Origin of the sequence: Pantoea phosphatilytica, assembly GCF_051025615.1 — a bacterium.
GTDB lineage: Bacteria > Pseudomonadota > Gammaproteobacteria > Enterobacterales > Enterobacteriaceae > Pantoea.
Genome location: NZ_JBPFDF010000001.1, coordinates 340,688 through 366,214, shown reverse-complemented (window position 1 = coordinate 366,214; position 25,527 = coordinate 340,688). Strand labels below are relative to the sequence as shown.

22 protein-coding genes, 3 tRNA genes and 1 other RNA gene are annotated in these 25,527 nt (G+C 58.5%); 4 read left to right on the top strand and 22 right to left on the bottom strand.

Annotation, left to right across the window (positions count from 1 at the left end; translation table 11 throughout):
* The first annotated feature begins 92 nt into the window (after positions 1 to 92).
* Genes ACR6AS_RS02010 through zitB form a run of 3 tightly spaced genes read left to right on the top strand, consistent with a single transcriptional unit; the run spans position 93 to position 4,694 of the window.
* Positions 93 to 677 (top strand): response regulator transcription factor, encoded by a 585-nt coding sequence (locus ACR6AS_RS02010; RefSeq protein WP_111141953.1) that lies wholly within the window; start codon positions 93 to 95, stop codon positions 675 to 677.
* Positions 659 to 3,727, top strand: a complete 3,069-nt coding sequence (locus tag ACR6AS_RS02005; RefSeq protein ID WP_434160957.1) for an ATP-binding protein — start codon at positions 659 to 661, stop codon at positions 3,725 to 3,727. The genes ACR6AS_RS02010 and ACR6AS_RS02005 overlap by 19 nt, the downstream gene beginning before the upstream one ends.
* Positions 3,705 to 4,694: a CDF family zinc transporter ZitB gene (zitB, locus tag ACR6AS_RS02000; protein WP_367396171.1), complete on the top strand. Its 990-nt coding sequence runs from the start codon at positions 3,705 to 3,707 to the stop codon at positions 4,692 to 4,694. The genes ACR6AS_RS02005 and zitB overlap by 23 nt, the downstream gene beginning before the upstream one ends.
* On the opposite strand, the gene pnuC is transcribed toward zitB, so the two are convergent.
* From pnuC to ACR6AS_RS01985, 3 genes are all read right to left on the bottom strand, one after another.
* On the bottom strand, positions 4,688 to 5,410 hold the full coding sequence (gene pnuC / locus ACR6AS_RS01995; RefSeq protein WP_111141621.1) for a nicotinamide riboside transporter PnuC: 723 nt from the start codon (positions 5,408 to 5,410) through the stop codon (positions 4,688 to 4,690). The two genes, zitB and pnuC, sit on opposite strands and share 7 nt — an antisense overlap.
* A 24-nt stretch (positions 5,411 to 5,434) precedes the next feature.
* Positions 5,435 to 6,496: a quinolinate synthase NadA gene (nadA, locus tag ACR6AS_RS01990; protein ID WP_111141619.1), complete on the bottom strand. Its 1,062-nt coding sequence runs from the start codon at positions 6,494 to 6,496 to the stop codon at positions 5,435 to 5,437.
* Between the two features lie 140 nt (positions 6,497 to 6,636).
* On the bottom strand, positions 6,637 to 7,164 hold the full coding sequence (locus ACR6AS_RS01985; protein WP_111141617.1) for a methylated-DNA--[protein]-cysteine S-methyltransferase: 528 nt from the start codon (positions 7,162 to 7,164) through the stop codon (positions 6,637 to 6,639).
* Between the two features lie 158 nt (positions 7,165 to 7,322).
* Here ACR6AS_RS01985 and ACR6AS_RS01980 point away from each other — a divergent pair, with 158 nt between their 5' ends.
* Positions 7,323 to 8,798 (top strand): AlkA N-terminal domain-containing protein, encoded by a 1,476-nt coding sequence (locus ACR6AS_RS01980; RefSeq protein ID WP_293773728.1) that lies wholly within the window; start codon positions 7,323 to 7,325, stop codon positions 8,796 to 8,798.
* Between the two features lie 120 nt (positions 8,799 to 8,918).
* Here ACR6AS_RS01980 and ACR6AS_RS01975 read toward each other — a convergent pair.
* From ACR6AS_RS01975 to sucA, 19 genes are all read right to left on the bottom strand, one after another.
* Positions 8,919 to 9,051: non-coding RNA, RtT sRNA (locus ACR6AS_RS01975), on the bottom strand.
* Between the two features lie 43 nt (positions 9,052 to 9,094).
* Positions 9,095 to 9,170 (bottom strand) — tRNA-Lys (locus tag ACR6AS_RS01970).
* Positions 9,171 to 9,217: 47 nt separating this feature from the next.
* A tRNA-Lys gene (locus ACR6AS_RS01965) sits at positions 9,218 to 9,293 on the bottom strand.
* Positions 9,294 to 9,364: 71 nt separating this feature from the next.
* Positions 9,365 to 9,440, bottom strand: a tRNA-Lys gene (locus ACR6AS_RS01960).
* Positions 9,441 to 9,605: 165 nt separating this feature from the next.
* On the bottom strand, positions 9,606 to 10,400 hold the full coding sequence (cpoB, locus tag ACR6AS_RS01955) for a cell division protein CpoB (RefSeq protein WP_111141613.1): 795 nt from the start codon (positions 10,398 to 10,400) through the stop codon (positions 9,606 to 9,608).
* Between the two features lie 9 nt (positions 10,401 to 10,409).
* Positions 10,410 to 10,937 carry a peptidoglycan-associated lipoprotein Pal gene (gene pal, locus ACR6AS_RS01950; RefSeq protein WP_111141611.1) on the bottom strand — a complete coding sequence of 176 codons (528 nt, stop codon included), beginning with the start codon at positions 10,935 to 10,937 and terminating at the stop codon, positions 10,410 to 10,412.
* Between the two features lie 51 nt (positions 10,938 to 10,988).
* Entirely contained in the window at positions 10,989 to 12,284 is a 1,296-nt protein-coding gene (gene tolB / locus ACR6AS_RS01945; RefSeq protein WP_111141609.1) for a Tol-Pal system beta propeller repeat protein TolB, read from the bottom strand.
* A 114-nt stretch (positions 12,285 to 12,398) separates the two neighbouring features.
* Positions 12,399 to 13,769, bottom strand: a complete 1,371-nt coding sequence (tolA, locus tag ACR6AS_RS01940; protein WP_434160952.1) for a cell envelope integrity protein TolA — start codon at positions 13,767 to 13,769, stop codon at positions 12,399 to 12,401.
* A gap of 27 nt (positions 13,770 to 13,796) precedes the next feature.
* A complete protein-coding gene (tolR, locus tag ACR6AS_RS01935) occupies positions 13,797 to 14,225 on the bottom strand; it encodes a colicin uptake protein TolR (protein WP_013357153.1) in 429 nt (142 codons plus the stop codon).
* 13 nt (positions 14,226 to 14,238) lie between these two features.
* A complete protein-coding gene (gene tolQ / locus ACR6AS_RS01930; RefSeq protein ID WP_111141605.1) occupies positions 14,239 to 14,925 on the bottom strand; it encodes a Tol-Pal system protein TolQ in 687 nt (228 codons plus the stop codon).
* The gene (gene ybgC, locus ACR6AS_RS01925) at positions 14,922 to 15,326 is read right to left on the bottom strand and encodes a tol-pal system-associated acyl-CoA thioesterase (RefSeq protein WP_111141603.1); all 405 of its coding nucleotides are present in this window, start codon (positions 15,324 to 15,326) and stop codon (positions 14,922 to 14,924) included. Before ybgC ends, tolQ begins: the two co-directional genes overlap by 4 nt.
* Before the next feature lie 178 nt (positions 15,327 to 15,504).
* The gene (gene ybgE, locus ACR6AS_RS01920; RefSeq protein WP_434160950.1) at positions 15,505 to 15,798 is read right to left on the bottom strand and encodes a cyd operon protein YbgE; all 294 of its coding nucleotides are present in this window, start codon (positions 15,796 to 15,798) and stop codon (positions 15,505 to 15,507) included.
* Positions 15,798 to 15,902: a cytochrome bd-I oxidase subunit CydX gene (gene cydX / locus ACR6AS_RS01915; RefSeq protein WP_111141599.1), complete on the bottom strand. Its 105-nt coding sequence runs from the start codon at positions 15,900 to 15,902 to the stop codon at positions 15,798 to 15,800. The genes ybgE and cydX overlap by 1 nt, the downstream gene beginning before the upstream one ends.
* A 15-nt stretch (positions 15,903 to 15,917) precedes the next feature.
* On the bottom strand, positions 15,918 to 17,057 hold the full coding sequence (gene cydB, locus ACR6AS_RS01910; RefSeq protein ID WP_293773714.1) for a cytochrome d ubiquinol oxidase subunit II: 1,140 nt from the start codon (positions 17,055 to 17,057) through the stop codon (positions 15,918 to 15,920).
* An 11-nt stretch (positions 17,058 to 17,068) separates the two neighbouring features.
* Positions 17,069 to 18,640 (bottom strand): cytochrome ubiquinol oxidase subunit I, encoded by a 1,572-nt coding sequence (cydA, locus tag ACR6AS_RS01905; RefSeq protein ID WP_293773711.1) that lies wholly within the window; start codon positions 18,638 to 18,640, stop codon positions 17,069 to 17,071.
* A 573-nt stretch (positions 18,641 to 19,213) separates the two neighbouring features.
* Positions 19,214 to 20,089 (bottom strand): succinate--CoA ligase subunit alpha, encoded by an 876-nt coding sequence (gene sucD / locus ACR6AS_RS01900; protein ID WP_111141778.1) that lies wholly within the window; start codon positions 20,087 to 20,089, stop codon positions 19,214 to 19,216.
* Positions 20,089 to 21,255 (bottom strand): ADP-forming succinate--CoA ligase subunit beta, encoded by a 1,167-nt coding sequence (sucC, locus tag ACR6AS_RS01895; protein WP_003853151.1) that lies wholly within the window; start codon positions 21,253 to 21,255, stop codon positions 20,089 to 20,091. Before sucC ends, sucD begins: the two co-directional genes overlap by 1 nt.
* A gap of 67 nt (positions 21,256 to 21,322) precedes the next feature.
* Positions 21,323 to 22,543: a 2-oxoglutarate dehydrogenase complex dihydrolipoyllysine-residue succinyltransferase gene (gene odhB, locus ACR6AS_RS01890; RefSeq protein WP_111141776.1), complete on the bottom strand. Its 1,221-nt coding sequence runs from the start codon at positions 22,541 to 22,543 to the stop codon at positions 21,323 to 21,325.
* Positions 22,544 to 22,558: 15 nt separating this feature from the next.
* Positions 22,559 to 25,366, bottom strand: a complete 2,808-nt coding sequence (gene sucA / locus ACR6AS_RS01885) for a 2-oxoglutarate dehydrogenase E1 component (protein ID WP_111141774.1) — start codon at positions 25,364 to 25,366, stop codon at positions 22,559 to 22,561.
* Between the last annotated feature and the right edge of the window lie 161 nt (positions 25,367 to 25,527).

Sequence of the window (25,527 nt, the reverse complement as noted above, 5' to 3'; positions counted from 1 at the left end):
TTATCCAGGAGAGCGCACGCTCTCCTGGTTTCTCTCCCTTCCGCCCGGCTCTTCCGCTATGCTAATCCTGTTAAATTGACAGGGAATCCTTCATGGCCGTTTTGCTTTTGATTGACGATCACCCGCTGGTCGAAGTGGCACTTGACGCCGCGCTGAGCCAGTCCCCCATTCCGGTTCAGCTCCTCTCTGCCAGCAGTGAAAAAGCCGCCCGTCCTCTGCTTCAGCAGCCGCTGGATATCATCGTACTGGATATTGGCCTGCCGGATGGCGATGGGCTGGAGATCCTGCGCCGCCTGAAGATCCACCGGCCCGACTGCCCGGTTCTGATCTACTCTGCGCAACAGACGCGGCACTATGTGCGCCGCGCGCAGGCGCTGGGCGCGGCGGGTTATGTGGTGAAAAGCCAGCGCATGGCGCAGCTGCTCAGTGCCATCCTGGCAGTGCTGGGCGGGCAGACGGCTTTTCCGCCGATGGAGGAGGATGAACCTGAACTGCCGCTGACGCAGAAAGAGCGGCAGATTCTGGCGCTGCTGGCCAGCGGCCTGTCCAATCTGCAGATCGCCGATCAGCTCCATATCAGCAATAAAACGGTCAGCACGCATAAAAAGAACATTCTGGAAAAAACCGGTGCCCGCTCGGTGGTGGAGCTGGCTGACCTGTGGAAGGCGCAGCAGTGAGAACACTCCTGCTGATCCTGTTGCTGCTGTGCGGTCCGGCGCTGGCGGAGGTGCGGCCGGTGAGCAGCGTGAACCTGCCGATGATGCTGCCGGTAACGCATGCCGACACCATGCAGGGTAAAATTCTGCGTGTCGGCCTGCTGGAAGAGAACCATGCGCCCTGGACGATGCGCGTCGGCAACGATCTCTATGGCATCAACGCCGACTACCTCTCTGCGCTGCGACAGCTGACCGGCGCACAGTTCACGCTCAGCCTCTACCGCGATCAGCCACATCTGCTGGAGGCGCTGAACAGCGGCCAGCTCGATTTTGCGCTGGGCATGTGGGTTTCGCCGCTGCCCGATGCCATCCTGAGCAGTGACAACTGGTACAGCAGCCCGCTGCGGGTCTATCGCAATCAGCAGAACCAGCGTGCCGTGATGTTCAACAGCCACAACGCCTCGCTGGCGATCAGCGACAGCACCCTGGCGCAGCTCCCGCCCGGGCTGGCGGCCCGTCACAGCTGGCGTCACTACAGCAGCGATCTGCAGGCGATCTATACCCTGATAAATCAGCAGAATGATTATGTGGTGGCGGATGAGACCAGCGCCGGTTTCCTGCTGAGCCAGCTGCAGCAGGGGCAGATCTACCAGATCGCCTCCCACATCGACGCCGGACAACTCAATCTGCGGGCGATTGCGCGCGACCCTCAGCTGATCGACTGGATTAATCAGAGCCTGCGTCAGCTCCCTGCGGAACTGATGAACACGCTGCAGGCGCGCTGGAGCAGCAGCCTGCCGCGCTATCAGGATACGCAGACCCTGATGCTCAGTCCGACGGAACGCGCCTGGATAGCCAATCATCCGCGCATCACCTACGCCGCCGAACCGGACAACTATCCCTGGAGTTATCGTGACGCCAGCGGCATCGCCCGGGGCTACAGCGTCGATTTGCTGAAGGCAGTGGCCCAGAGCACCGGCTTGCAGTTTGAACCGGTCTGGGTCAGTAATCCCCGCCAGGCCAGCGCGCTGATGGCGCAGCATCAGGCGATGCTGCAACTGATGCAGCCGCTGGACGGTGATGCGATGCAGAGCACCTCGCTGCCGGTATGGCGTGCGCTGTGGGGGATCTACAGCATCCGCACCGATACGCCCGCACACTGGCACGATCTGCACGGCAGGCGGATCGGCGTGTTGCAGGGGGATCTCGCACTGAGGCTGCTGCCTGCGGATCTGCAGGCACAGCCGTTTGCCGACCGCAACAGCCTTTATGACGCACTGGCAAAGGGCGAGATCGATGCGCTGGTTGATAACGTGCTCTCCGCCCGCTGGCGCATCGCCAGCCGCGACGATGCGCGCATTCATCTCGCCTTTGCCGCCAGCGACATCGCCTGGCCTGTCGCGCTGGGCGTAACGCCTGACGAGCCGGTGCTGCGAACCCTGCTCGATCGCGCCTTACAGCAGATCCCGGCCGACACCCAGAGCCGGATGCGCGACAGCTGGTCTACCCCGCCGCAGCCCGGCAGCGTGAGGGTGATGCGTTCGCTGCCGATGATGGTGCTGGCGGTGGCGGCGATTGTGCTGCTGCTGCTGCTGCTGGCCCGCCGCTACTGGCAGCAGCGCCGGGAGCGACAGCAGCGCGAACAGGCCGAGCACGCCAACGCGATGAAGAGCCAGTTTCTGGCAACCGTCAGCCATGAGCTGCGTACGCCGATGCAGGCAATTCTTGGGCTGCTGGAGCTGGAGAAGCAGCAGCGCAGCAGCCAGAACCTGACGCTGCTGCACAGCAGCGCACAGTCGTTACTGACCCTGCTGAATGACCTGCAGGATCACGCGCGTATCGAGAGCAACAGTTTTACCCTGGCGCCGCGTCCGCTGGCGCTGGCGCAGTGGCTTAATCAGCAGCAGCACTTCTATCATCCGTTAATGCGCGCAGAGGGGCCACGCCTGATCGTTGAGGCCCTGACGCCGCTGCCTGACCTGATAATGATCGATGCCGATCGCCTGCAGCAGGTAGTCAATAATCTGATGACCAATGCGCTGAAATTTACCCGTCACGGTACCATCCGCCTGACCCTGGCCGCAGAGCAGCAGCTGATCCTGACGGTCAGCGACAGCGGCAGCGGGATCCCGCCGGATGAGCAGCAGAAGCTGTTTGATCCCTGGTATCAGGCACCGTCCGGCAAATCTGTTTCGGTGCAGGGCAGCGGGCTGGGGCTGTTTATCTGTCGTGAGATGGTATTGCGGATGGGCGGCGACATCCGGCTCGCCTCTGAACCCGGACAGGGAACGCAGGTGACTGTCACGCTGCCGCTGGAGCCTGCTTCGCCGCCCGGTCATAGAGAGGAGACCGCCCTGCCCGCCTTTCCTGAACTGCGGGTGGCGATTGTGGATGATCATCCGACCAACCTGCTGGTAATGCAGCAGCAACTGGCGCGCTTCGCGATTCAGGCTGATATTTTTGAAGAGGGACGTGCGCTGTTGCGGGCCGATGCACAGCAGCCGTATGACCTGCTGTTTATCGACCAGATGATGCCACGGCCCGACGGCACGCTGCTGCTGCGCCTGCTGCGACGGCGTGACCGCCAGCGGGGACGGCAGGCGATGCGGGTGCTCTGCTCGGCCGATGCGCAGCTGCTGACGCGCACCCTGGAGGCGCGGGAGCAGGTACTGATCAAACCGGTCCAGTCAGCCGATCTCCGCGCACTGCTGGCGGCGTTTCAGCGCGATCCACTGGCGGCGCTGGATGACAATCTGTGGCAGCTGGCACAGCAGAATGAGACCTTTCTCACTCGCCTGAGCCGTACACTGCATAGCACACTGACACAGGACCTGGCAGCCATGCATGAGGCGTATGCCCGGGCAGACTGGCCCGCGTTCGCCGCAGCGGCGCACCGCATGAAAGGAAGCTGGCTGCTGGCGGGGCTGGAACAGGGCGCACAGCTCAGCCAGCAACTGGTGGAACAGGCAGGCGCGCGTCAGGATCCCTCTGAGACATGGCAATCACTGATATTATTAACAGACAGGTTACTCAAAAAACTGGAATCTTATGGCACACACCCACACTCATAGCGGGCAGGACAGTAATCGCACGCGTCTGGCGGCCGCCTTCGGGGTGACCGTTCTCTTTATGGTTGCCGAAGTCATCGGCGGCTGGATCTCCGGCTCGCTGGCGCTGCTGGCCGATGCCGGGCATATGCTGACCGATGCCGCCGCGCTGCTGATGGCGCTGCTGGCCGTGCAGTTTTCACGGCGCAAACCCAACGCACGCCACACCTTTGGTCTGCTGCGGCTGACCACCCTGGCGGCCTTTGTGAACGCCATCGCGCTGCTGGGCATCACCGCGCTGATCGTCTGGGAGGCGGTGCGCCGCTTTGCCGATCCGCAGCCGGTGACCGGCGGCCTGATGCTGGGGATTGCGATTGGTGGCCTGGTCGCCAATATTCTGTCGTTCTGGCTGCTGCATCACGGCAGCGAAGAGAAAAACCTCAACGTGCGCGCCGCCGCGCTGCATGTGATGGGGGATCTGCTGGGTTCGGTGGGGGCGATTGTCGCGGCGGTGATCATTCTGCTGACCGGCTGGATGCCTATCGACCCGATTCTGTCACTGCTGGTTTCGCTGCTGGTGCTGCGCAGCGCCTGGTCGCTGCTGCGGGAGAGTCTGCAGGAGTTACTGGAAGGCGCCCCGCATTCGCTGGATGTGAACCGGCTGATGCGCGATCTTACACTGAACATCGCCGAGGTGCGCAATGTTCACCATGTGCATTTGTGGCAGGTGGGGGAAAAGCCGCTGCTGACGCTGCACGCACAGGTGATCCCGCCTTACGATCATGATGCGCTGCTGCACCGTATTCACGACTATCTGCGGAAGCACTATCAGATTGAACATGCCACGGTGCAGATGGAGTATCAGCCCTGCACCGGAGCCGACTGTGAACTGGGCTTAAGCAGCGCGGCGGCCAGCGGCCATCACCATGCGCACGATCATGACCACAGGCATGATGCTGCTCACGCCAGCGGCAAGGCGCACACTCACTGAGCCGACAGCGCGCGGGAACCCTGTTGCCGCGCGCTGCGGATCCAGATACGTGAACCATTCAGCGCGATCAGCGTCAGAATCGCATACTCCAGCGACATCGCATACACGCCCTGACGGGCGAATATCATCACGCTGATCACATTGATGATCACCCACAGCAGCCAGTTCTCAACATATTTGCGCGTCATCAGCACCATCGCCGCAATCGACAGCACCATCATGCAGGCATCCCAGAACGGGAAGGCGTCCGGCTGCAGTTCGGGCATCGCCACCGCCAGACCTAGCGCGTTCATCAGTGCAACGGCCGCGCGGGTCAGCAGCGCGAATACCGGGTCGATATAGCGGGTCATCAGCGCAATCGCGATCACACAACCCGCCCCCCAGGCCAGCGCCCTGGGCAGCGGCAGCCAGCGGATTTTCAGCGCCGCCTCGTTATCGGCCGTCTGACGACTCCAGGCGTACCAGCCGTAGAGGTTGGCGGCAAAGAAGAAGAGTTGCAGCAGCAGGCTGGCGTAGAGCTGGATCTGAAAGAAAATCACCGCAAACAGCGTGACGTTAAGCAGGCCGAATGGGTAGTTGATGATTTTTTCCAGGCTGGCAAACCAGATGCAGAGTAAGCCCGCCAGGGTGCCGATAGCCTCAATCCATGAGAGATCGTAGCCGCCAGCCCCCAGGGGGATATGAACCAGAATATTGTGTGTGCTGAAGAAGTCCATGCAGAGCACCTGTCCGGGAAACGCTTACGCGTTGCCCTTCACGTTAAGTTTAAGGTCTGCTGCAAAGGATAGCATGCGATTAAGCGGCAGTAACGCCGCCTCACGCAGCGTCTCATCCACCTGAATCTCATGTTCCACCCCACCCGACTCCAGCGCCTCTGCGATGGCTTTCAGGCCGTTCATCGCCATCCACGGACAGTGTGCACAGCTGCGGCAGGTCGCCCCCTCACCCGCCGTCGGCGCCTCCAGCAGCTCTTTATCCGGCACAGCCTGCTGCATTTTGTAGAAGATGCCACGATCGGTAGCCACAATCATCTGCGGATGCGGCAGCGACTTCGCGGCCTGAATCAGCTGACTGGTCGAGCCAACCGCGTCCGCCAGATCGACAATCGCCTGTGGCGACTCCGGATGTACCAGCACCGCCGCGTCAGGATAGAGCGCCTTCATCCGCTGCAGGGCCTGGGTTTTGAATTCGTCATGCACGATACAGGCGCCCTGCCAGCACAGCACATCCGCGCCCGATTTTTGGGTAACGTAACGGCCAAGATGGCGATCCGGTGCCCAGATGATCTTTTCGCCCAGACTGTCGAGGTGCTCAATCAGCTCGACCGCAATACTGGAGGTCACGACCCAGTCGGCACGCGCTTTCACGGCGGCAGAGGTATTGGCATAGACCACGACGGTGCGATCGGGGTGCGCATCGCAGAAGGCATTGAACTCCTCAATCGGGCAGCCGAGATCCAGCGAGCACTCCGCCTGCAGGGTAGGCATCAGCACGGTTTTTTCCGGGCTGAGAATTTTGGCAGTTTCCCCCATAAAGCGTACACCCGCCACCAGCAGCGTGGTTGCGGCGTGATTGCTGCCAAAGCGTGCCATCTCCAGGGAGTCGGAAACGCAGCCGCCCGTCTCCTCTGCCAGCGCCTGAATCTCCGGATCCGTGTAGTAATGCGCCACCATTACCGCGTTGCGTGCTTTCAGCAACGCTTTGATTTTCTCACGATAGAACGCCTTCTCATCGTCACCTAAACGGGCAGGTTTCGGCGGAAAGGGGTAAACGGCGCTTTCAGGATCGAACATCACACTCATGACACAGCTCTCGTTTTATCTAGTTAACGAAAATCGCCTTATCAGGCAACTTATGACGTTGATCACGCCATCTTGTTTTATATGCTAAACACGATAGCGGAAAAAACCGGCCCTGTCGTGAGCTTTTTATTCCTGGCGGATCATAAGGCCTGTTCCGCCGGCGGTGTTTCCCCGGCCAGCGCCAGCGATGGCTGAGCGCTTTCCAGCGACAGCAGGAAGGCTTTGATCTCCAGGCCGCCCGCAAAGCCGGTGAGCTTGCCGTTGGATCCGATAACCCGATGGCACGGCGCGACAATCGAGAGCGGATTACGCCCGTTGGCCGCGCCGACCGCACGCACGGCCAGCGGATGGCCGATCTCCCGCGCAATCTGGCTGTAGCTGCGCGTTTCGCCAAACGGGATCGCTATCAGCGCCTGCCAGACTTTTTTCTGGAAATCGGTGCCGACAAAATCAAGCGGCAGCTCGAAGTCGCGCCGCTCTCCGGCAAAATACGCCTTAAGCTGACGCCCGGTTTCACGCAGAACAGGATGGTCGTCATCCTGCACCTGCGGCAGAAATCGGGTGCGTTTCGGATCGTCATTTTCCCACAGGATGCCCGCCAGGCCGCTGTCGCTGGCGACCAGTTTAAGCTCACCCACCGGGGTGGCTATCATTCTGAAGTAGTACATGGTGATTCTCCCGTCGCGATTCTGTCGCCCATTATCGCACTTTTCCGTGGACTGACTGGCTGTTTCCGGTCATGGCGCTAAACTATTGTGCTGTCCGAAAACAGCCAGTCTGACGGCGTTTGCCGGTATAGACTGCGGCTCTTTACCGGAGAAATGCCATGCTCAGTCCCGACATTGCCTACCAGGCACTGACCTCCCGCGATACCCGCTTCGACGGCGTTTTCTTTGTGGGCGTCACCTCCACCGGCATCTACTGCCGTCCGGTCTGTCCGGTGAAAGCCCCGATGCTTAAAAACTGTCTGTTCTTCAGCAGCGCCGAGGCGGCGGAGAAAGCCCGCTTTCGCCCCTGTCTGCGCTGTCGCCCTGAGCTGGCGCCGGGTAACGCACCGGTCGATCAGCCTCATCGCGTGGCGGAGCGGCTGGTTCAGCGCATTGAGGAGGGGATGCTGGAGGAGCGCGAAGGGCTGGATGCGATTGCGGCGGAGTTCGGACTCAGTCTGCGCCAGCTGCGGCGCATCGTGCAGCAGGAGCTGGGGGTATCGCCGCTGGAGCTGAAACAGACGCGGCGTATGCTGCTGGCAAAACAGCTGCTGACGGAGACCCGGTTGCCGATCACGGAGGTCGCCTACGCCAGCGGTTTCCGCAGCCTGCGGCGTTTTAACGATGTCTTTCAGGCGCGCTATCGGATGACGCCCAGCGCGCTGCGCCGGGATGAGCCCGCAGTTCAGGCTACGCAGCCAGGCGACCGCATTACGCTGCGGCTGACTTATCGCCCGCCCTATGACTGGGCGGCGATGCTCTGGTTTTTGCAGACGCACCTGATGAAAGAGGTTGAAGCGGTGGAGGATGGCAGCTGGCGGCGCACTGTGGCGCTGGGCCGCTGTCGGGGCTGGGTCAGCGTGTCGCATCTGCCGCAGAAGAATGCGCTGCAGGTGACGCTCTCTGCCTCGCTGACACCGGTGCTGCCGCTGCTGTTGCGTCGCCTGCGCGATCTGTTCGATCTGGATGCTCAGCCGCAGCGTATCGCGGCCTGCCTGTCTCAGGATCCGCTGCTGGCCCCCAGCCTGCTTGCTCATCCCGGGCTGCGCGTGCCTGGCGCGTTTGACGCCTTTGAGCTGGGCGTGCGTGCCATTATCGGCCAGCAGGTGACGGTTAAAGCGGCGACCACCGTCAGCAGCCGTTTTGCCGCCGCGTTTGGCGAGCCCTGTGAGACGCCTTTTCCCGATCTGACCCGCTACACGGCGCTGCCTGAACGCATCGCTGCGTCGTCGGTGGATGATGTGGCGCCGCTCGGCATCGTCAGCGCCGCGCGCTCCCGCGCCATCATCGCCTTTGCTACGGCCTGTGCCAGCGGCGATCTGCGGCTCAGTGCCGCTCAGTCACCAGACGAGGTGATAAAGAAGCTGGTCAGCCTGCCGGGTATTGGTCCCTGGACCGCACACTATATTGCGATGCGCGCCCTGCGCTGGCCGGATGCCTTTCCTAAAGAGGATATCGCCATCCGCAATAATCTGGGCGGCATGACGGCCTCACAGGCCGAGGCGCGCTCACTCGCCTGGCGTCCCTGGCGCAGCTATGCGGTGATGCATATCTGGGAGAGCCTGGCGGTGGCGAAGACGAAGAAAAAGCTGTAACGGTGGCAGTGAGGAGGCGGGCAGGCGATTCAGTCGGACCTGCGGCAGGTTCTCATCCTGCACGATTATCACCGTGCGTCAGAAACGAAAAAAGCGCCTTAAAGGCGCTTTTTTCTGAATTGGTGGGTCGTGCAGGATTGCCATCGGCCCTTACGGGCCTCGCCCTCCGGGTGATGCTCACGCATCAGCCTGAATCGCAGGCGATTCAGTCGGACCTGCGGCAGGTTCTCACCCTGCACGCCAGACGCCATGCGCTGAAAACGAAAAAAGCGCCTTAAAGGCGCTTTTTTCTGAATTGGTGGGTCGTGCAGGATTCGAACCTGCGACCAATTGATTAAAAGTCAACTGCTCTACCAACTGAGCTAACGACCCGCTGGGGGGCTTACAATCGTTCAGCACGCCGGGCGGCTGAGATAAGATGGTGGGTCGTGCAGGATTCGAACCTGCGACCAATTGATTAAAAGTCAACTGCTCTACCAACTGAGCTAACGACCCATCTTATGACTGTGAAGCGATGCTGAAGGCTTCTTCGTAACACGGCGCGATTAACGCGGGTCTGAAGAAGATGGTGGGTCGTGCAGGATTCGAACCTGCGACCAATTGATTAAAAGTCAACTGCTCTACCAACTGAGCTAACGACCCATCTTCAGGCTTACCAGACACATCTGCAATGTGTCCCGGCAACGGCGGCATATATTACTGATTTAGCGAGGTAGCGCAACTCTTATTTCTGCCAGAGGCGTCAACTGCTTACCTTTCATACGGCAAGACCAGAAATCACACGATATCTGGTCAAAACCGGTCAGATTACAGGCTTGCCAGACGTTTCTGAGCCTGTTTCGCAGAATCGCTATCCGGATAAAGTTTGATCACCTGCTGGAAGACCGCTTTGGCTTTCGCCGTGTCTTTTTTCTCCTGCATGATGACGCCCACTTTAAACAGCGCTTCTGCGGCTTTCGGCGACTTCGGATAGTTCTTCACTACCGTGGCGTAATAGTAAGCCGCGTCGTCCTTTTTACCTTTGTTGTAGTTCAGCTGACCCAGCCAGTAATTCGCATTCGGCTGATAGGTCGAATCCGGGTAACGTTTTACCCACGCCTGAAGCGCGCTGATCGCCTGGTCATACTGCTTCTTCTCCAGAATCAGCGCCACAGCCGCATTGTAATCGCTGTTAGCGTCACCGGTCTGCGCCGGAGCACTCTGCGCCGATGCGGCCGCGCCTGCGGTGGCTGCTGCGCCGGTATCTGCTGCAGCATCGCCGCCGGCCGCCTGCTGACCACCGCTGCTGCTGGCGCTGCTCAGGCTGTCGATCTGCTGGTAAAGCTGCTTCTGCCGCTCGACCACCTGATTCAGCTGATACGTATTTTGCTGGATTTGCCCACGCAGCGCATCGATATCACGCTGGTTATCGCTCATCTGCTGCTGCAGTTGTTGCATCAGCTGAGCCTGGGCATTGGAGATTCGTTCAAGAGTGGTGACACGGTCTTCGACCGAGCCGGAGCCAACGCTACTGATTGACGCTTGGGCATTAGCGGCCCAGGGGGCCGCTACGCCAATCAGTAACGACAGACTCAACAGATGACGTCTGAAGTTACTAACCATGTGATTCTCTTAGTAGACCAGTACGGCACGACGGTTTTTAGAGTACGCTGCTTCGTCATGACCCAGAACGGCTGGCTTCTCTTTACCGTAAGAAACGATAGACATCTGATCAGCCGACACGCCTTTACCCTGCAGGTACATTTTCACAGCGTTAGCACGACGTTCGCCCAGGGCGATGTTGTATTCCGGCGTACCGCGCTCATCCGCATGACCTTCGATGGTCACTTTGTAAGACGGGTTGCTGCGCAGGAAGCTTGCGTGCTGATCCAGCATCTGTGCGTAATCAGACTGGACATCATATTTGTCCAGACCGAAGTACACGATGTTGTTCTGCTGCAGCTGCTGCATCTGCAGACGAGCCTGCTCGTCAGAAGACATGTTGCCGCCGTTGCCGTTCATGCCAGAGTTTGCACCGTAAGCGCCATCAGCGCCCATGCCAGTCTGGTCATTGTTGTTGTTTTTGTGTGAGCTACAAGCCGCTACTGCCAGAACCGGCAGAGCCAGCATCAAACCCTTCAGCACTTTGTTCAGTTGCATTTCAAAAATCCCATTATTGTTTATTGTTTGCGATGTCTGACGGATCAGACATTACAGATACGGCGACCAGGCAGGAAATTTTACCTGTCCATCGGTTGCCGGAAGACGCGCTTTGAAACGGCCGTCGGTTGAAACCAGATGCAGCACGGAACCCATACCCTGAGTAGAGCTGTAGATTACCATTGTGCCGTTTGGTGCCAGGCTCGGCGTTTCATCCAGGAACGTGTCCGTTAACGTTTGAACGGCTCCCGTTTCCAGATCCTGTTTGGCGACGTGTTGCGCACCACCGCTGGTGCTGATCATCACCATTGATTTACCGTCTGTAGCGACATCCGCGTCCTGGTTCTGACCGCCTTCCCAGGTAATACGCTGTGGCGTGCCGCCATTAACGCCAATTTTGTAGATCTGAGGCGCACCGGCCTGGTCGGAGGTATACGCCAGTGTCTGGCTGTCCGGGAACCAGGTCGGTTCAGTGCTGTTATAGCGACCATCGGTCACCTGACGCGTCTGACCAGAGGCCAGATCCATCACATAAAGGTTCAGGCTGCCGGTTTTAGAGAGCGCGAACGCCAGCTTAGAACCGTCCGGCGAGAACGCCGGGGCACCGTTATGGCGTGGATACGAAGCCACCTGACGGATCGCACCGTTAGAGAGTGTCTGAACCACCAGTGCCGACTTGCCACTCTCAAAGGTTACATAGGCAACTTTGCTGCCGTCCGGAGACCAGGCCGGTGACATCAGCGGCTGGGGTGAACGGTGCACGACGAACTGGTTGTAACCATCGTAATCGGCCACGCGGAGCTCATACGGGAACTGCCCGCCGTTAGTCTGTACGACATAGGCGATACGGGTGCGGAAAGCGCCCTTGATGCCGGTCAGCTTCTGGAAAGTTTCATCACTGGCAGTGTGCGCCGCATAACGCAGCCACTGCTTCGTCACTTTGTAGGAGTTCTGAGCCAGTACGGTCCCTGGCGCGCCGCCGGTATCCACCAGCTGGTAAGAGACCTGATAGCTGCCATCCGGGTTAGCGGCGACCTGACCTACCACGACTGCATCGATGCCGAGCGCGCTCCAGGCGGCAGGCTGCACTTCCTGCGCGCTGGTGGGCTGCTGTGGCAGACGTGAGCGATCCAGCGGATTGAATTTGCCGCTGTTGCGCAGGTCAGCGGCCACGATGCCGCCCACATCTTCCGGCGCGGCGCCAGCGCCGGCCCATTTAAACGGCACCACACCAATCGGACGTGCGGTGTTCACGCCCTGGGTGATCTCAATCCGGACCTCTGCATGCAGCACGGCTGCCCACAGCAGGATAAAAAAGCCTAACGTAACGCGAAGAGCTTGCTTCATTTTATCTCCCTTATCTGAACCTCAGTCCACGATAATTGGCACTGTTCCTGGAAACCACGAGTAAGACTTAGTACGGCAAGCTAACCATAGATCAACTTGCCGCCCGTTACTGCATTATTGCGGTTTAAAACGCATCGGGGCGTTTTTAAACACTTCGTAGACCGCCTGCGAAGGCGGCTTCGGAATTCGTGCCTGTCTGGCGGCTGCAATCGCGGCCTGGCAGAGCGCAGGATCGCCCCCCTCTGCCTTAACATCAATCAACAATCCATCAGGCGCAAGTTTAATCCGCAAATCACAGGTTTTTCCGCGATAGAGATCCGCATCATAGAACCGGCTCTGAATCGCACTGACCACCTGTCCCATGTAGGAGTTGATTTCCGCGCCTGTTGCACCGGCTTTCTTCTGGTTTCCCTGCCCTGCTGCGCCACCGGAGGCACCGCTTTTCGGTGCATTTTTACCGGACGTCAGGCCGCCCAGTAAATCATCGACGTCGCTGTCATTCGCCGCATCGGCGGCCGCTTTCGCTTTCGCGTCAGCTTTGGCTTTTGCCGCGGCATCCGCTTTGGCTTTTGCGGCCGCATCCGCTTTGGCTTTCGCTGCGGCTTCGGCCTTCTCTTTCGCGGCCTCTTTCGCCGCTTCGGCTTTCGCTTTGGCCGCTTCGGCGGCTTTCTCTTTGGCTGCCTCGGCAGCTTTTTCTTTCGCCTCTTCCGCCGCCTTCGCTTTGGCTTCGGCAGCTTTCTCTTTCGCCTCTTCCGCCGCTTTGGCTTTGGCTTCGGCGGCCTTCGCTTTGGCCTCTTCCGCCGCTTTGGCTTTCGCGTCGGCAGCGGCTTTTGCTTTGGCTTCGGCGGCCGCTTTGGCATCCGCTTCCGATTTAGCCTTAGCTTCGGCTACGGCTTTCTCTTTGGCCACCGCCGCTGCGGCGGCTTTGGCCTGCTGATCAGCCTGCTTTTTTGCTTCGGCTGCCGCCTGCTTCGCCTCTTCGGCAGCGGCTTTGGCCTGGGCATCCGCCTGAGCTTTTGCCTCGGCTTTGGCTTTCGCCGCCGCCGCTTCAGCCGTTTTCTGCTGCTCCTGCGCCTGCTTCGCCGCCTCTTCTGCCGCTTTCTGCTGGGCCGCCTGCTGCTTAGCCTCTTCTTTCGCCGTTTCCTGCGCCGCTAAGCGCTCTTTCTCCAGCGCTTTCAGACGCTGCTGTTCAGCAGCCTGTTTCTGCTGCAGCTCTTCAGCCTGCTGCTGCGCCTGCTTTTTACGCTGCTGCTCAGCACGCTGACTGTCGCTCTGCTGGTTCTGCTGACGATTGTATTGACTGACAACGGCACCGGGATCGACCATGACCGCATCAATATCCCCGCCGCCGCCCCCCGCACTGCTGGGGTCAATGTGCTCATTAAACGAGCTCCATATCAGCAGCGCGATCAGCACGATATGCAGAATCACCGAAATGATTATCGCGCGCTTTAACTTCTCGTTTTGCTCGGTTGCCTTCGACACACTCGGTTCCCAAAAAACGGTTCGATTTTAAATCGGCTGCGTCATCAAACCGACAGATTTAACACCCGCCTGGTGCAGCAGGTTCAGCGCTTTAATAATTTCATCGTAAGGCACCTCTTTCGCGCCCCCGATTAAAAAGACCGTCTTAGGATTCGCCTCCAGCCGACGCTGCGCTTCGCTGATCACCTGCTCTGGCGGAAGTTGATCCATGCGGTCATGATCCACGACCAGGCTGTATTGCCCTACGCCCGCGACTTCAACAATCACCGGCGGATTATCATCGCTGGAAACGGTTTTCGAGTCGGTCGCATCGGGCAGATCCACTTCCACGCTCTGGGTAATAATGGGCGCCGTTGCCATGAAGATCAGCAACAGCACCAACAGGACGTCCAGGAGCGGAACGATGTTGATTTCCGACTTCAGGTCGCGGCTTTTGCGACCACGTACTCTGGCCATCATTAACCTCTATTTACTTAGCGCTATCGCTGGAGAAAGCCTGGCGATGCAGGATGGCAGTGAACTCTTCCATGAAGTTGTCGTAGCCCTGCTCCAGTTTGTTGACGCGCTGGTTCAGACGGTTGTACGCCATGACCGCCGGAATCGCGGCAAACAGGCCGATCGCAGTCGCAATCAGTGCTTCGGCGATGCCGGGTGCCACCATCTGCAGCGTCGCCTGTTTTACCGCGCCCAGCGCGATAAAGGCGTGCATGATCCCCCAGACCGTACCGAACAGCCCGATATAGGGACTGATGGAGCCCACGGTGCCGAGGAACGGGATATGGCTTTCCAGCGCTTCCAGCTCGCGGTTCATGGAGATGCGCATCGCACGGCTGGCCCCTTCGATGACGGCTTCCGGCGCATGATTGTTGGCGCGATGCAGTCGGGCAAACTCTTTAAAGCCGGAGTAGAAGATCTGTTCAGAGCCTGCCAGCTCATCCCGACGCTCCTGGCTCTCATGATAAAGACGGGAAAGCTCGATGCCGGACCAGAACTTGTCTTCAAACGCCTCCGCTTCTCTGCCTGCCGCATTCAGAATGCGTGTGCGCTGAATAATGATGGCCCAGGAGGCAATAGAAAAGCCGATCAAAATCAACATGATAAGTTTGACCAGAAGGCTCGCCTTCAGGAACAAATCAAGAATGTTCATGTCAGTCACTGCTTGAACTCCGCGACAATAGACTTGGGAAGCGCAATCGGCTTCATCAGATGTGGGTTAATGCAGGCAATCAGGACTTCTGCCTCATTGAGCACTTTGCCTTCAGTATTCACGATACGTTGCGTGAACGTCATGGTAGCCCGTGTCATTGATGTCACTTCGCTCTGGATCTCCAGAAGGTCATCAAGACGCGCCGCCGCCAGATAGTCCACCGTTATACGCCGCACCACAAAAGCGACCTGCTGCTCTAACAGCGTCTGCTGACTGAAATGGTGCTGGCGCAACATTTCGGTGCGTGCTCGTTCATAAAAAGCGATATAGCTGGCGTGATAAACCACACCACCGGCATCAGTGTCTTCGTAATAGACCCGAACCGGCCAGCGAAACAGCGTTGTACTCACTCTACATCCCGGCCTCGTTTTAAACGTTGCTACTATACGCAAGAGAATTGGGGTTGGGAATGGGTCGCCAGAGCCAGACGAAAATAATTATCGCTCCGTAACAAACGGAACGATTTCAGGGAGATTTATTGACCAGACGCTGACATAAATTCACTGTCAGCGCCGGTGAGACGGGGATTCAGAGGTAAAAACGGTAAAGCGCCAGGCCCAATACCAGCATGGCGGGTAACGGCGTGAAGATCGCCTGCCATCGGCTTTTCTGTGGCCGGAAACCCACGCCGTGGATCACGCCGGTGCAGACCGCCCAGATCAGCACCAGCCCCTGCAGCGCCGGCAACGGTCCCGCCTGGCTGCCAGAGCGCGTCGGGTCCCACATCACCGCCCCGGCCATGACCAGCGCCAGCAGCAGTGAAAGGGCCCGCAGCGGGCCCCTGTCCATCAGGTCGTAGAGCATCCGGATGGGCTTACGCATCAGCGCGGCTCATCCTGTGCATCAGCCTGCTCAATCGCCAGCGCGGTCACAATACCAAAAGCACAGGCCAGCAGGGTGCCAAGAATCCAGGCAAAATACCACATGCGACATCTCCTTAATTAATAGAGTGAGTGACTGTTGCTTTCAATATGCTCTTTGGTGATACGGCCAAACATCTTCCAGTAGCACCAGGTGGTGTAAGCCAGAATGATCGGCACGAAGATCACGGCGGCCACAGTCATGGTCTGCAGCGTCAGCAGGCTGGAGGTCGCATCCCACATCGTCAGACTGACGCCCGGCACGGTGCTGGAGGGCATGATAAACGGAAACATTGCAATGCCCGCGGTCATGATGACGCAGGCCAGCGTCAGTGAGGAGAACAGGAACGCCCAGGCGCCCTTCTCCATCCGTGAGCAGAGAATCGTCAGCAGCGGAAGCACCACGCCCAGCAGCGGGAACAGCCACAGCGCAGGATGCTGGCGGAAGTTGACCATCCAGGCCCCCGCTTCGCGCACCACGGTTTTACCCAGCGGGTTCGATGCCGCGAAGTGATCCATTGTGCTGGTGACGACATAGCCCGGAATGCCATAGTTGACCCAGACGCCCGCCAGAATAAAGCAGACCATCATCACCAGCGCGGCAAGCTGCGCGGCGGTGCGTGCGCGCAGATGCAGCTCACCCGTGGTGCGCATCTGCAGATACGTTGCGCCCTGCGCCAGAATCATCGCGACGCTCACCACACCCGCCAGCAGCCCGAACGGATTCAGCAGCTGGAAGAAGTTGCCGGTGTAGAACAGACGCAGATACTCATCGGCATGGAAGGGGACCCCCTGCAGCAGGTTGCCGAACGCCACACCGATCACCAGCGGCGGCACAAAACTGCCAATGAAGATGCCCCAGTCCCAGGCCGCGCGCCAGCGGGTGTCTTCAATCTTCGAACGATAATCAAAGCCGACCGGGCGGAAGAACAGCGACGCCAGCACCAGAATCATCGCCACATAGAAGCCGGAGAAGGCCGCCGCGTAGACCATCGGCCAGGCCGCAAACAGCGCACCGCCCGCGGTGATCAGCCAGACCTGGTTACCGTCCCAGTGAGGGGCGATGCTGTTAATCATGACGCGCCGTTCGGTGTCGGTGCGTCCCAGGATACGCGTCAGCATCCCGACGCCCATATCAAACCCATCGGCGACCGCGAAACCGATCAGCAGCACGCCAATCAACAGCCACCAGACAAAGCGCAGAACTTCATAATCAAACATGGTCGCTCTCCTTATCCCTGCACCGGCCGGGGGGTTGCCGTGATCTGCTCATGGTGATAACGCCCGGTTTTCAGGCTGCTCGGCCCCAGACGGGCGAATTTAAACATCAGATACATCTCAGCCACCAGGAACAGCGTGTAGAGTCCGCAGATCAGGATCATCGAGAACAGCAGATCGCCGGTGGTCAGCGAGGAGTTGGCTACCGCGGTCGGCAGGATCTCACCGATTGCCCAGGGCTGACGACCATATTCCGCCACGAACCAGCCCGACTCCACGGCAATCCAGGGAAGCGGGATCCCGAACAGCGCCGCCTTGAGTAACAGGCGGTTTTTGCCTACGCGATTACGTATTACGCTCCAGAATGAGAGGGTGATAATGCCCAGCAGCAGCACGCCACACAGCACCATGATGCGGAACGCGAAGTAGAGCGGCGCAACGCGCGGGATGGAGTCCTGCGTTGCCTGTTTGATCTGCGCTTCTGTCGCATCCGCCACGTTGTCGGTATAGCGTTTCAGCAGCAGGCCGTAGCCGAGATCCTGTTTGTGCTGGTTAAAGGCGTCACGCACCGCCGGATCCTGGCTGCCACTGCGCAGTTCATTCAGCAGGGTGTAGGCTTTCATACCGTTACGGATGCGGACTTCATGCTGCGCCATCAGATCTTTCAGGCCGGTCACCGGCTTATCGACAGAACGGGTGGCGATCAGACCCAGCAGCCAGGGGATCTGCACGGCATAGCGGTTCTCCTGCGTTGCCTGATCGGGCAGGCCAAACAGGGTGAAGGAGGCGGGTGCTGGCTGGGTATCCCACTCCGCTTCGATAGCGGCCAGCTTGGTTTTCTGCACGTCGCCCATCTCATAGCCCGATTCGTCGCCCAGCAGAATCACGGAGAGCACTGCTGCCATGCCAAAGCTGGCCGCGATAGCGAAGGAGCGTTTCGCGAAGGCGAGGTCGCGGCCTTTCAGCATGTACCAGGCGCTGATGCCGAGAATAAACATCGCCCCGGTGGTGTAACCCGCCGCCACGGTGTGAACGAATTTCACCTGCGCCACCGGATTAAGTACCAGCTGGGAAAAGCTCACCATCTCCATGCGCATGGTTTCGAAATTGAATTCAGAGGCGATGGGGTTCTGCATCCAGCCGTTGGCGACCAGAATCCACAGGGCAGACATGTTTGAACCCAGCGCCACCAGCCAGGTGACCGCCATGTGCTGCACTTTACCCAGCCGATCCCAGCCAAAGAAGAACAGGCCGACGAAGGTGGACTCCAGGAAGAACGCCATCAGCCCTTCGATAGCGAGCGGCGCGCCAAAGATATCGCCGACGTAGTGAGAGTAATAGGACCAGTTTGTCCCGAACTGAAATTCCATGGTCAGTCCGGTGGCCACACCCAGCGCAAAGTTAATGCCAAATAACTTGCCCCAGAATTTGGTCATATCTTTATAAATCTGTTTGCCGCTCAGGACATAGACCGTTTCCATGATTGCCAGCAAAAACGCCATACCCAGCGTTAAAGGGACGAACAGAAAATGGTACATCGCCGTTAAGGCAAACTGTAACCGCGACAGCTCGACGATATCTAACATAAGGACTCCTTGCTCCTCGCTTTTGCCTCCGTCACGCGCGCGTTACATTCGGACGTAATCAGAGTCAGGAACAGCTGTTTATTAATTCCAGTTTTTATTACCCGCAGAACAGGGCTGTGAGCTGCCCGACCAGGGGAGTCGCGAATAAAGCAGCTCTGAGAATTGTCAATCCACGCTTTCATTAACGCGTGCTTAAACAGGAGAAAGCGGGTGTCATCCCGGGATGAGCAGACGTTTGAAAATGTATGTAAAAGGCTGGATTGATGCAGCGCAATTTACGCCCTTAACGCTGCGCTTTGCCAGCGGAATAGTTGGATATAAATCGCGATTAATTGATCTGGATTAACGCAATAAGTTTCCAGATAGAGTCGGGTAGGTTTCTTGTTAATGAGATGTCATTAATGAACTATGGAGTGGAATAATAATTTACTATTGTCACTATCTGTTAACGTAACAGAGGGCGTGATGGTCAGCTGACATCCCCTCCCCTCGCCGCTGACGGCGGTCGTTCTGTTCATTTCGCCCATAAAAAAAGCCACCCGAAGGTGGCTTCTTACACTCTGCCGATCAGACTCAGCGAGCAGGTAAAACGGCTTTCACCGCGTCACCAATGTCCGCCAGGCTGCGAACGGTTTTCACGCCTGCGGCTTCCAGCGCAGCAAACTTCTCATCTGCGGTGCCTTTACCACCGGCGATGATCGCACCGGCGTGACCCATACGCTTGCCTTTCGGCGCAGTCACACCTGCGATGTAGCCAACCACTGGCTTGGTCACATGCTCTTTGATGAAAGCAGCCGCTTCTTCTTCTGCGCTGCCGCCGATCTCACCGATCATCACGATCGCTTCCGTCTGCGGATCGTCCTGGAACATTTTCAGGATGTCGATGAAGTTAGAGCCCGGAATCGGGTCACCGCCGATGCCGACGCAGGTGGACTGACCGTAACCGATATCGGTGGTCTGCTTAACCGCTTCATACGTCAGGGTACCGGAACGGGAAACGATGCCGACGCGGCCCGGCTGGTGAATGTGGCCCGGCATGATGCCGATTTTGCATTCGCCTGGAGTAATGACGCCCGGGCAGTTTGGACCGATCATCCGCACGCCCGCTTCATCCAGCTTCATTTTCACGGTCAGCATATCCAGCGTCGGGATGCCTTCGGTGATGGTGATGATCAGTTTGATGCCCGCTTCGATCGCTTCCAGGATGCCATCTTTGCAGAAAGGCGCCGGAACGTAGATCACGGTGGCGGTGGCGCCGGTGGCTTCTACCGCTTCGCGCACGGTGTTGAACACCGGCAGGCCGAGATGGGTGGTGCCGCCTTTACCTGGGGTCACGCCGCCAACCAGTTGCGTACCATAGGCCAGCGCCTGCTCAGAGTGGAAAGTCCCCTGGCCGCCAGTGAAACCCTGGCAGATGACTTTGGTGTTTTTGTCGATCAGAATGGACATTATTTACCCTCCGCGGCAGCAACAACACGCTGTGCGGCGTCTGTCAGGCTGGTTGCTGCAATGATGTTCAGACCGCTGTCCGCCAGTTTCTGGGCGCCCAGCTCGGCGTTGTTACCTTCCAGACGTACCACTACCGGCACGTTCACACCCACTTCAGCGACGGCGCCGATGATGCCGTCGGCAATCAGGTCGCAGCGTACGATGCCGCCGAAGATGTTTACGAAGACGGCTTTCACCGCATCGTCAGACAGGATGATTTTGAAGGCTTCGGTTACGCGCTCTTTGGTTGCGCCGCCGCCGACATCCAGGAAGTTGGCTGGCTGACCGCCGTGGTGCTTAACGATGTCCATGGTGCCCATCGCCAGGCCTGCGCCGTTAACCATACAACCGATGTTGCCTTCCAGCGCAACATAGTTCAGTTCCCACTGCGTAGCATGGGCTTCACGCGGGTCTTCCTGGCTTGGATCGCGCATTTCGCGCAGCTCTGGCTGACGGAACAGCGCATTGCCATCGGCACCCAGTTTGCCATCCAGGCAGATCAGATCGCCCTGTTTAGTGATGACCAGCGGGTTGATTTCAACCATCGCCAGGTCGCGCTCCAGGAACAGCGTCGCCAGACCCATGAAGATCTTGGTGAACTGACCAACCAGCTTACCGGTCAGGCCCAGTTTGAAGGCCAGTTCGCGGCCCTGATATGGCTGTGGCCCGGTCAGCGGGTCCAGCGCCATTTTGTGGATCAGGTGCGGGGTCTCTTCCGCGACTTTCTCAATTTCCACGCCACCTTCAGTAGAGGCCATGAAAATGACGCGACGCGTCGCGCGATCGACCACGGCGCCCAGGTAGAGTTCCTGATCGATATCTGTCGCCGCTTCCACCAGAATCTGGTTAACCGGCTGACCGTTTGCATCTGTCTGATAGGTTACCAGGCGCTTGCCCAGCCAGTTCTCAGCAAAAGCACGGATCTCTTCTTTGCTGTTAACCACTTTCACACCGCCCGCTTTACCGCGGCCACCGGCATGAACCTGACATTTAACTACCCACGGGCCTGCGCCAATTTTAGAGGCTGCTTCTTCCGCTTCGCGTGGTGTAGTACAGGCGTAACCCGTTGGTGCCGGCATGCCATACCGTGCAAACAGCTGTTTCGCCTGGTATTCGTGTAAGTTCATGATGTTCTATCCATTCAGGTCTGAAAAGAGTAATGAGGTTGGGCGCGCGAGGCGCGCCCGGTGAAAATCAGACATCCAGCAGCAGGCGCGCCGGATCTTCCAGCATCTCTTTCACTGCAACCAGATAACCCACTGATTCGCGGCCATCGATCAGACGGTGGTCATAAGAGAGTGCCAGGTACATCATTGGCAGCACGACAACCTGACCATTGACCGCCATCGGGCGATCTTTGATAGCGTGCATACCCAGGATGGCGCTCTGCGGTGGGTTGATGATCGGGGTGGACATCAGTGAACCAAAGACGCCGCCGTTGGTGATGGTGAAGTTACCGCCGGTGAGATCTTCAACGGTCAGCTTGCCATCACGGCCTTTCACAGCCAGCTCTTTGATTTTCTTCTCAATGTCCGCCATGCTCAGCGCATCCACATCGCGCAGAACCGGTGTCACCAGGCCACGCGGCGTGGAGACGGCGATGCTGACATCGAAGTAGTTATGGTAAACCACATCTTCGCCATCGATAGACGCATTCACTTCCGGATAGCGTTTCAGCGCTTCAACTACCGCTTTCAGGTAGAAAGACATAAAGCCCAGACGTACGCCGTGGCGCTTCTCAAACGCCTCGCCATACTGCTTACGCAGGTCCATGATCGGCTTCATGTTGATTTCATTGAAGGTCGTCAGCATCGCGGTGCTGTTTTTCGCTTCCAGCAGACGCTCGGCCACGCGCTTGCGCAGACGCGTCATCGGCACGCGTTTTTCGCTGCGATTCGCAACAGGCTGCTGGACCGCGGCGCTATCCGCTGCCGGTGCGGCGCTGCTGGCCTTTGGCGCGTTCGCCAGATGTTTTTCAACATCTTCGCGGGTCAGACGTCCGCCCACACCGCTGCCTTTGATCTGCGAGGCATCCAGGTTGTGCTCGGCAATCAGGCGGCGAATCGCCGGGCTGAGCGCATCGTTGCTCTCTTCTTCCAGAGACGCGGTCTGACGCTGAGCCGGGGTAGACTCTTTGCTTTCAGACTTCGCGCTGGTCTCTTTACCGGCACTGTTGCCCTCTTTCAGGCGACCCAGGATCTGGCGGGAAGTGACGGTGGCGCCCTCTTCTTCCAGAACGGCTTCCAGGATACCGTCAGCAGCGGCTGGCACTTCCAGCACCACTTTATCGGTTTCGATTTCAACCAGCACTTCATCGCGCGTGACGGCATCGCCTGGTTTTTTGTGCCAGGTTGCCACTGAGGCATCGGCAACCGATTCAGGCAGGTCGGGAACGAGAATATCTACGCTACTCATTATCTTTCCTTTTAATTAATTAACGTTCAGCGCGTCATTAACCAGGTCTTGCTGCTGTTGTTGGTGTACGGACATGTAACCCACGGCCGGTGAGGCCGAGGCCGGGCGGCCGGCATAACGTAAAGTGGCACCAAACGGCACAACTTCACGGAAGTGATGCTGACTGCAATACCAGGCGCCCTGATTCAGCGGCTCTTCCTGGCACCAGACAAAGTCCTGTACGTGAGAATACGCTTTTAATGCTTCCTGCACCGCCTGGTGCGGGAACGGATAAAGCTGCTCGATGCGGACGATAGCCACATCGGTCTGCTCGTTTTTACGACGCTGCTCCAGCAGATCGTAATAGACTTTACCGGAACAGAGCACGACACGTTTCACGCCCTGTGGATCCAGATCGTCGATCTCACCAATGGCTGGCTGGAAGCTGCCATTCGCCAGCTCATCCAGTGTGGAGATTGCCAGCGGGTGACGCAGCAGCGATTTCGGTGACATCACGATCAGCGGGCGACGCATACCGCGCAGCGCCTGACGACGCAGCATATGGTAAACCTGCGCTGGCGTGGATGGCACGCAGACCTGCATGTTCTGCTCTGCACAAAGCTGCAGATAACGCTCCAGACGCGCCGAGGAGTGCTCCGGGCCCTGACCTTCATAACCGTGCGGCAGCAGCATAACCAGGCCACACATCCGGCCCCACTTCTGCTCGCCGGAGCTGATGAACTGATCGATAACAACCTGAGCACCGTTGGCAAAGTCACCAAACTGCGCTTCCCAGATGGTCAGGATGCGCGGCTCTGCGGTGGCGTAGCCATATTCGAACGCCAGTACCGCCTCTTCAGAGAGCACGGAGTCCCAGACTTTGAACTGACCCTGGCCGCTGTGCACATGGTGCAGAGGGGTATAGGTCGAACCGTTTGACTGGTTGTGGATCACTGCATGGCGATGGAAGAAGGTGCCGCGACCGCTATCTTCGCCCGACAGGCGTACCGGAATGCCCTCATCCACCAGGGTGGCGTAGGCCAGGTTTTCCGCGCCGCCCCAGTCAAAGGCTTTCTCACCTTCAGCCATCAGACGACGGTCGTTATAGATTTTGGCGACACGCGACTGCACTTCCACCTCTTCAGGCACCTGGCTGATACGCAGCGCCAGCTCCTTCAGACGTTTTAACTCAACCTGGGCCGGATAAGGCTCGTCCCACTCATGGTTGAGATAAGGCGACCAGGTAAAGGAGTGCAGGCTCATCGGACGCCATTCCGGCACCACACACTCGCCCGCATCCAGCGCATCGCGATAAAGATTGACCATCTCGGTCGCATCTTCCTGCGTGGCAACGGCTTCGCTTTCCAGACGGTCGGCGTAGATTTTGCGCGGCGTCGGATGCTTTTTGATTTTCTGGTACATCAGCGGCTGAGTCGCACTTGGCTCATCCGCCTCGTTGTGACCATGACGGCGATAGCAGACCAGGTCGATAAACACATCACGCTTGAAGGTGTTGCGGTAGTCGAGCGCCAGACGGGTGACAAACGCCACCGCTTCCGGGTCGTCCGCGTTGACGTGGAAGATCGGGGCCAGCACCATTTTGCCGATGTCAGTGCAGTAAGGGGTCGAACGCGCATCTTTCGGGTTGGAGGTGGTGAAGCCAACCTGGTTATTGATGACGATGCGAACGGTGCCGCCCACTTCATAACCGCGCGCCTGAGACATGTTCAGGGTTTCCTGCACCACGCCCTGGCCGATCACGGCCGCATCACCATGAATGGTGATCGGTAAGACTTTATTGCTGGCAGGCTCATCCAGACGATCCAGACGGGCGCGGACAGATCCCATGACCACCGGGCTGACGATCTCCAGGTGCGACGGGTTAAACGCCAGCGCCAGGTGAACCAGGCCGCCTTCGGTTTCCACGTCTGAGGAGAAGCCCATGTGATACTTCACGTCACCGGTGCCAAGATGCTCTTTATGCTTACCGGCGAACTCGTCGAACAGATCCTGCGGTTTTTTGCCCAACACGTTGATCAGCACGTTGAGACGGCCACGGTGTGCCATCCCCAGTACGACTTCACGGGTGCCGCTTTTACCGGCGTGACGGATCATCTCGCGCAGCATTGGCACCAGCGCATCGCCGCCTTCCAGCGAGAAGCGTTTGGCACCCGGGAATTTCGCGCCCAGGTATTTCTCCAGCCCTTCTGCTGCGGTCAGCTCTTTCAGGAAACCTTTCTTCTCTTCGTTGCTGAACGCTGCACGGCCTGCGACGGATTCAAGACGCTGCTGGATCCAGCGTTTCTCGTCCGTGTTGTTGATGTGCATATACTCCGCACCGATTGAGCCGCAGTAAGTCTGAGTCAGCGCCTCGAAGAGATCGGCCAGCTTCATGGTCTCTTTGCCGATGGCGAAAGAGCCGACGTTAAAGCTTTCCTGAAAATCGGCCTCAGTCAGATCGTGAAACGCGGGATCGAGATCGGCGACCCGATCCTGTTTCCACAGGCCGAGCGGATCAAGATTGGCATGCTGATGGCCGCGGAAACGAAACGCGTTAATCAGCTGCAGCACTTTCACTTGCTTGGAGTTGGTTTCCGGATCGGAGAGAGATGAGGTGTAACGAGATGCGTCTTTCGCCAGGCGACGGAAGTACTCACGTGTGGTGGAGTGAAACTGCTCAGGTTTCATTCCGGTGCCCGGTAACTGTTGGAACATCGAGCGCCACACTGCATCGACAGAGTCAGGATCGGTCAGGAAATCCTCATAGAGCTGCTCTATGTAAGACTGATTCGCGCCGGCCAGCCAGGAAGAGTCCAGCCAGGGCTTCATCGCGCTGTTCTGCATTGTGATCCCTTAAGCATTGCTATGCTTTTTTGAGGTTTCATTTGTTGCCGCTTTCGCGGTTTGCCGTAGTGAGTTCAGCGATACGAGCACTCTGCGCAGCGCGCGTGGCCCGTAAGGGAACCTTTGTAAACGTGGTCATCACCGCGCTTACAGAGGCTTCC

What these genes read in the sequence shown, in the direction of transcription:
- ACR6AS_RS02010 (WP_111141953.1), top strand. Translation starts at nt 93, where the DNA reads ATGGCCGTTTTGCTTTTGATTGACGATCACCCGCTGGTCGAAGTGGCA.
- zitB (WP_367396171.1), top strand. Translation starts at nt 3,705, where the DNA reads ATGGCACACACCCACACTCATAGCGGGCAGGACAGTAATCGCACGCGT.
- pnuC (WP_111141621.1), bottom strand. Translation starts at nt 5,410, where the DNA reads ATGGACTTCTTCAGCACACACAATATTCTGGTTCATATCCCCCTGGGG.
- nadA (WP_111141619.1), bottom strand. Translation starts at nt 6,496, where the DNA reads ATGAGTGTGATGTTCGATCCTGAAAGCGCCGTTTACCCCTTTCCGCCG.
- ACR6AS_RS01985 (WP_111141617.1), bottom strand. Translation starts at nt 7,164, where the DNA reads ATGTACTACTTCAGAATGATAGCCACCCCGGTGGGTGAGCTTAAACTG.
- ACR6AS_RS01980 (WP_293773728.1), top strand. Translation starts at nt 7,323, where the DNA reads ATGCTCAGTCCCGACATTGCCTACCAGGCACTGACCTCCCGCGATACC.
- cpoB (WP_111141613.1), bottom strand. Translation starts at nt 10,400, where the DNA reads ATGGTTAGTAACTTCAGACGTCATCTGTTGAGTCTGTCGTTACTGATT.
- pal (WP_111141611.1), bottom strand. Translation starts at nt 10,937, where the DNA reads ATGCAACTGAACAAAGTGCTGAAGGGTTTGATGCTGGCTCTGCCGGTT.
- tolB (WP_111141609.1), bottom strand. Translation starts at nt 12,284, where the DNA reads ATGAAGCAAGCTCTTCGCGTTACGTTAGGCTTTTTTATCCTGCTGTGG.
- tolR (WP_013357153.1), bottom strand. Translation starts at nt 14,225, where the DNA reads ATGGCCAGAGTACGTGGTCGCAAAAGCCGCGACCTGAAGTCGGAAATC.
- ybgE (WP_434160950.1), bottom strand. Translation starts at nt 15,798, where the DNA reads ATGCGTAAGCCCATCCGGATGCTCTACGACCTGATGGACAGGGGCCCG.
- cydX (WP_111141599.1), bottom strand. Translation starts at nt 15,902, where the DNA reads ATGTGGTATTTTGCCTGGATTCTTGGCACCCTGCTGGCCTGTGCTTTT.
- cydB (WP_293773714.1), bottom strand. Translation starts at nt 17,057, where the DNA reads ATGTTTGATTATGAAGTTCTGCGCTTTGTCTGGTGGCTGTTGATTGGC.
- cydA (WP_293773711.1), bottom strand. Translation starts at nt 18,640, where the DNA reads ATGTTAGATATCGTCGAGCTGTCGCGGTTACAGTTTGCCTTAACGGCG.
- sucD (WP_111141778.1), bottom strand. Translation starts at nt 20,089, where the DNA reads ATGTCCATTCTGATCGACAAAAACACCAAAGTCATCTGCCAGGGTTTC.
- sucC (WP_003853151.1), bottom strand. Translation starts at nt 21,255, where the DNA reads ATGAACTTACACGAATACCAGGCGAAACAGCTGTTTGCACGGTATGGC.
- odhB (WP_111141776.1), bottom strand. Translation starts at nt 22,543, where the DNA reads ATGAGTAGCGTAGATATTCTCGTTCCCGACCTGCCTGAATCGGTTGCC.
- sucA (WP_111141774.1), bottom strand. Translation starts at nt 25,366, where the DNA reads ATGCAGAACAGCGCGATGAAGCCCTGGCTGGACTCTTCCTGGCTGGCC.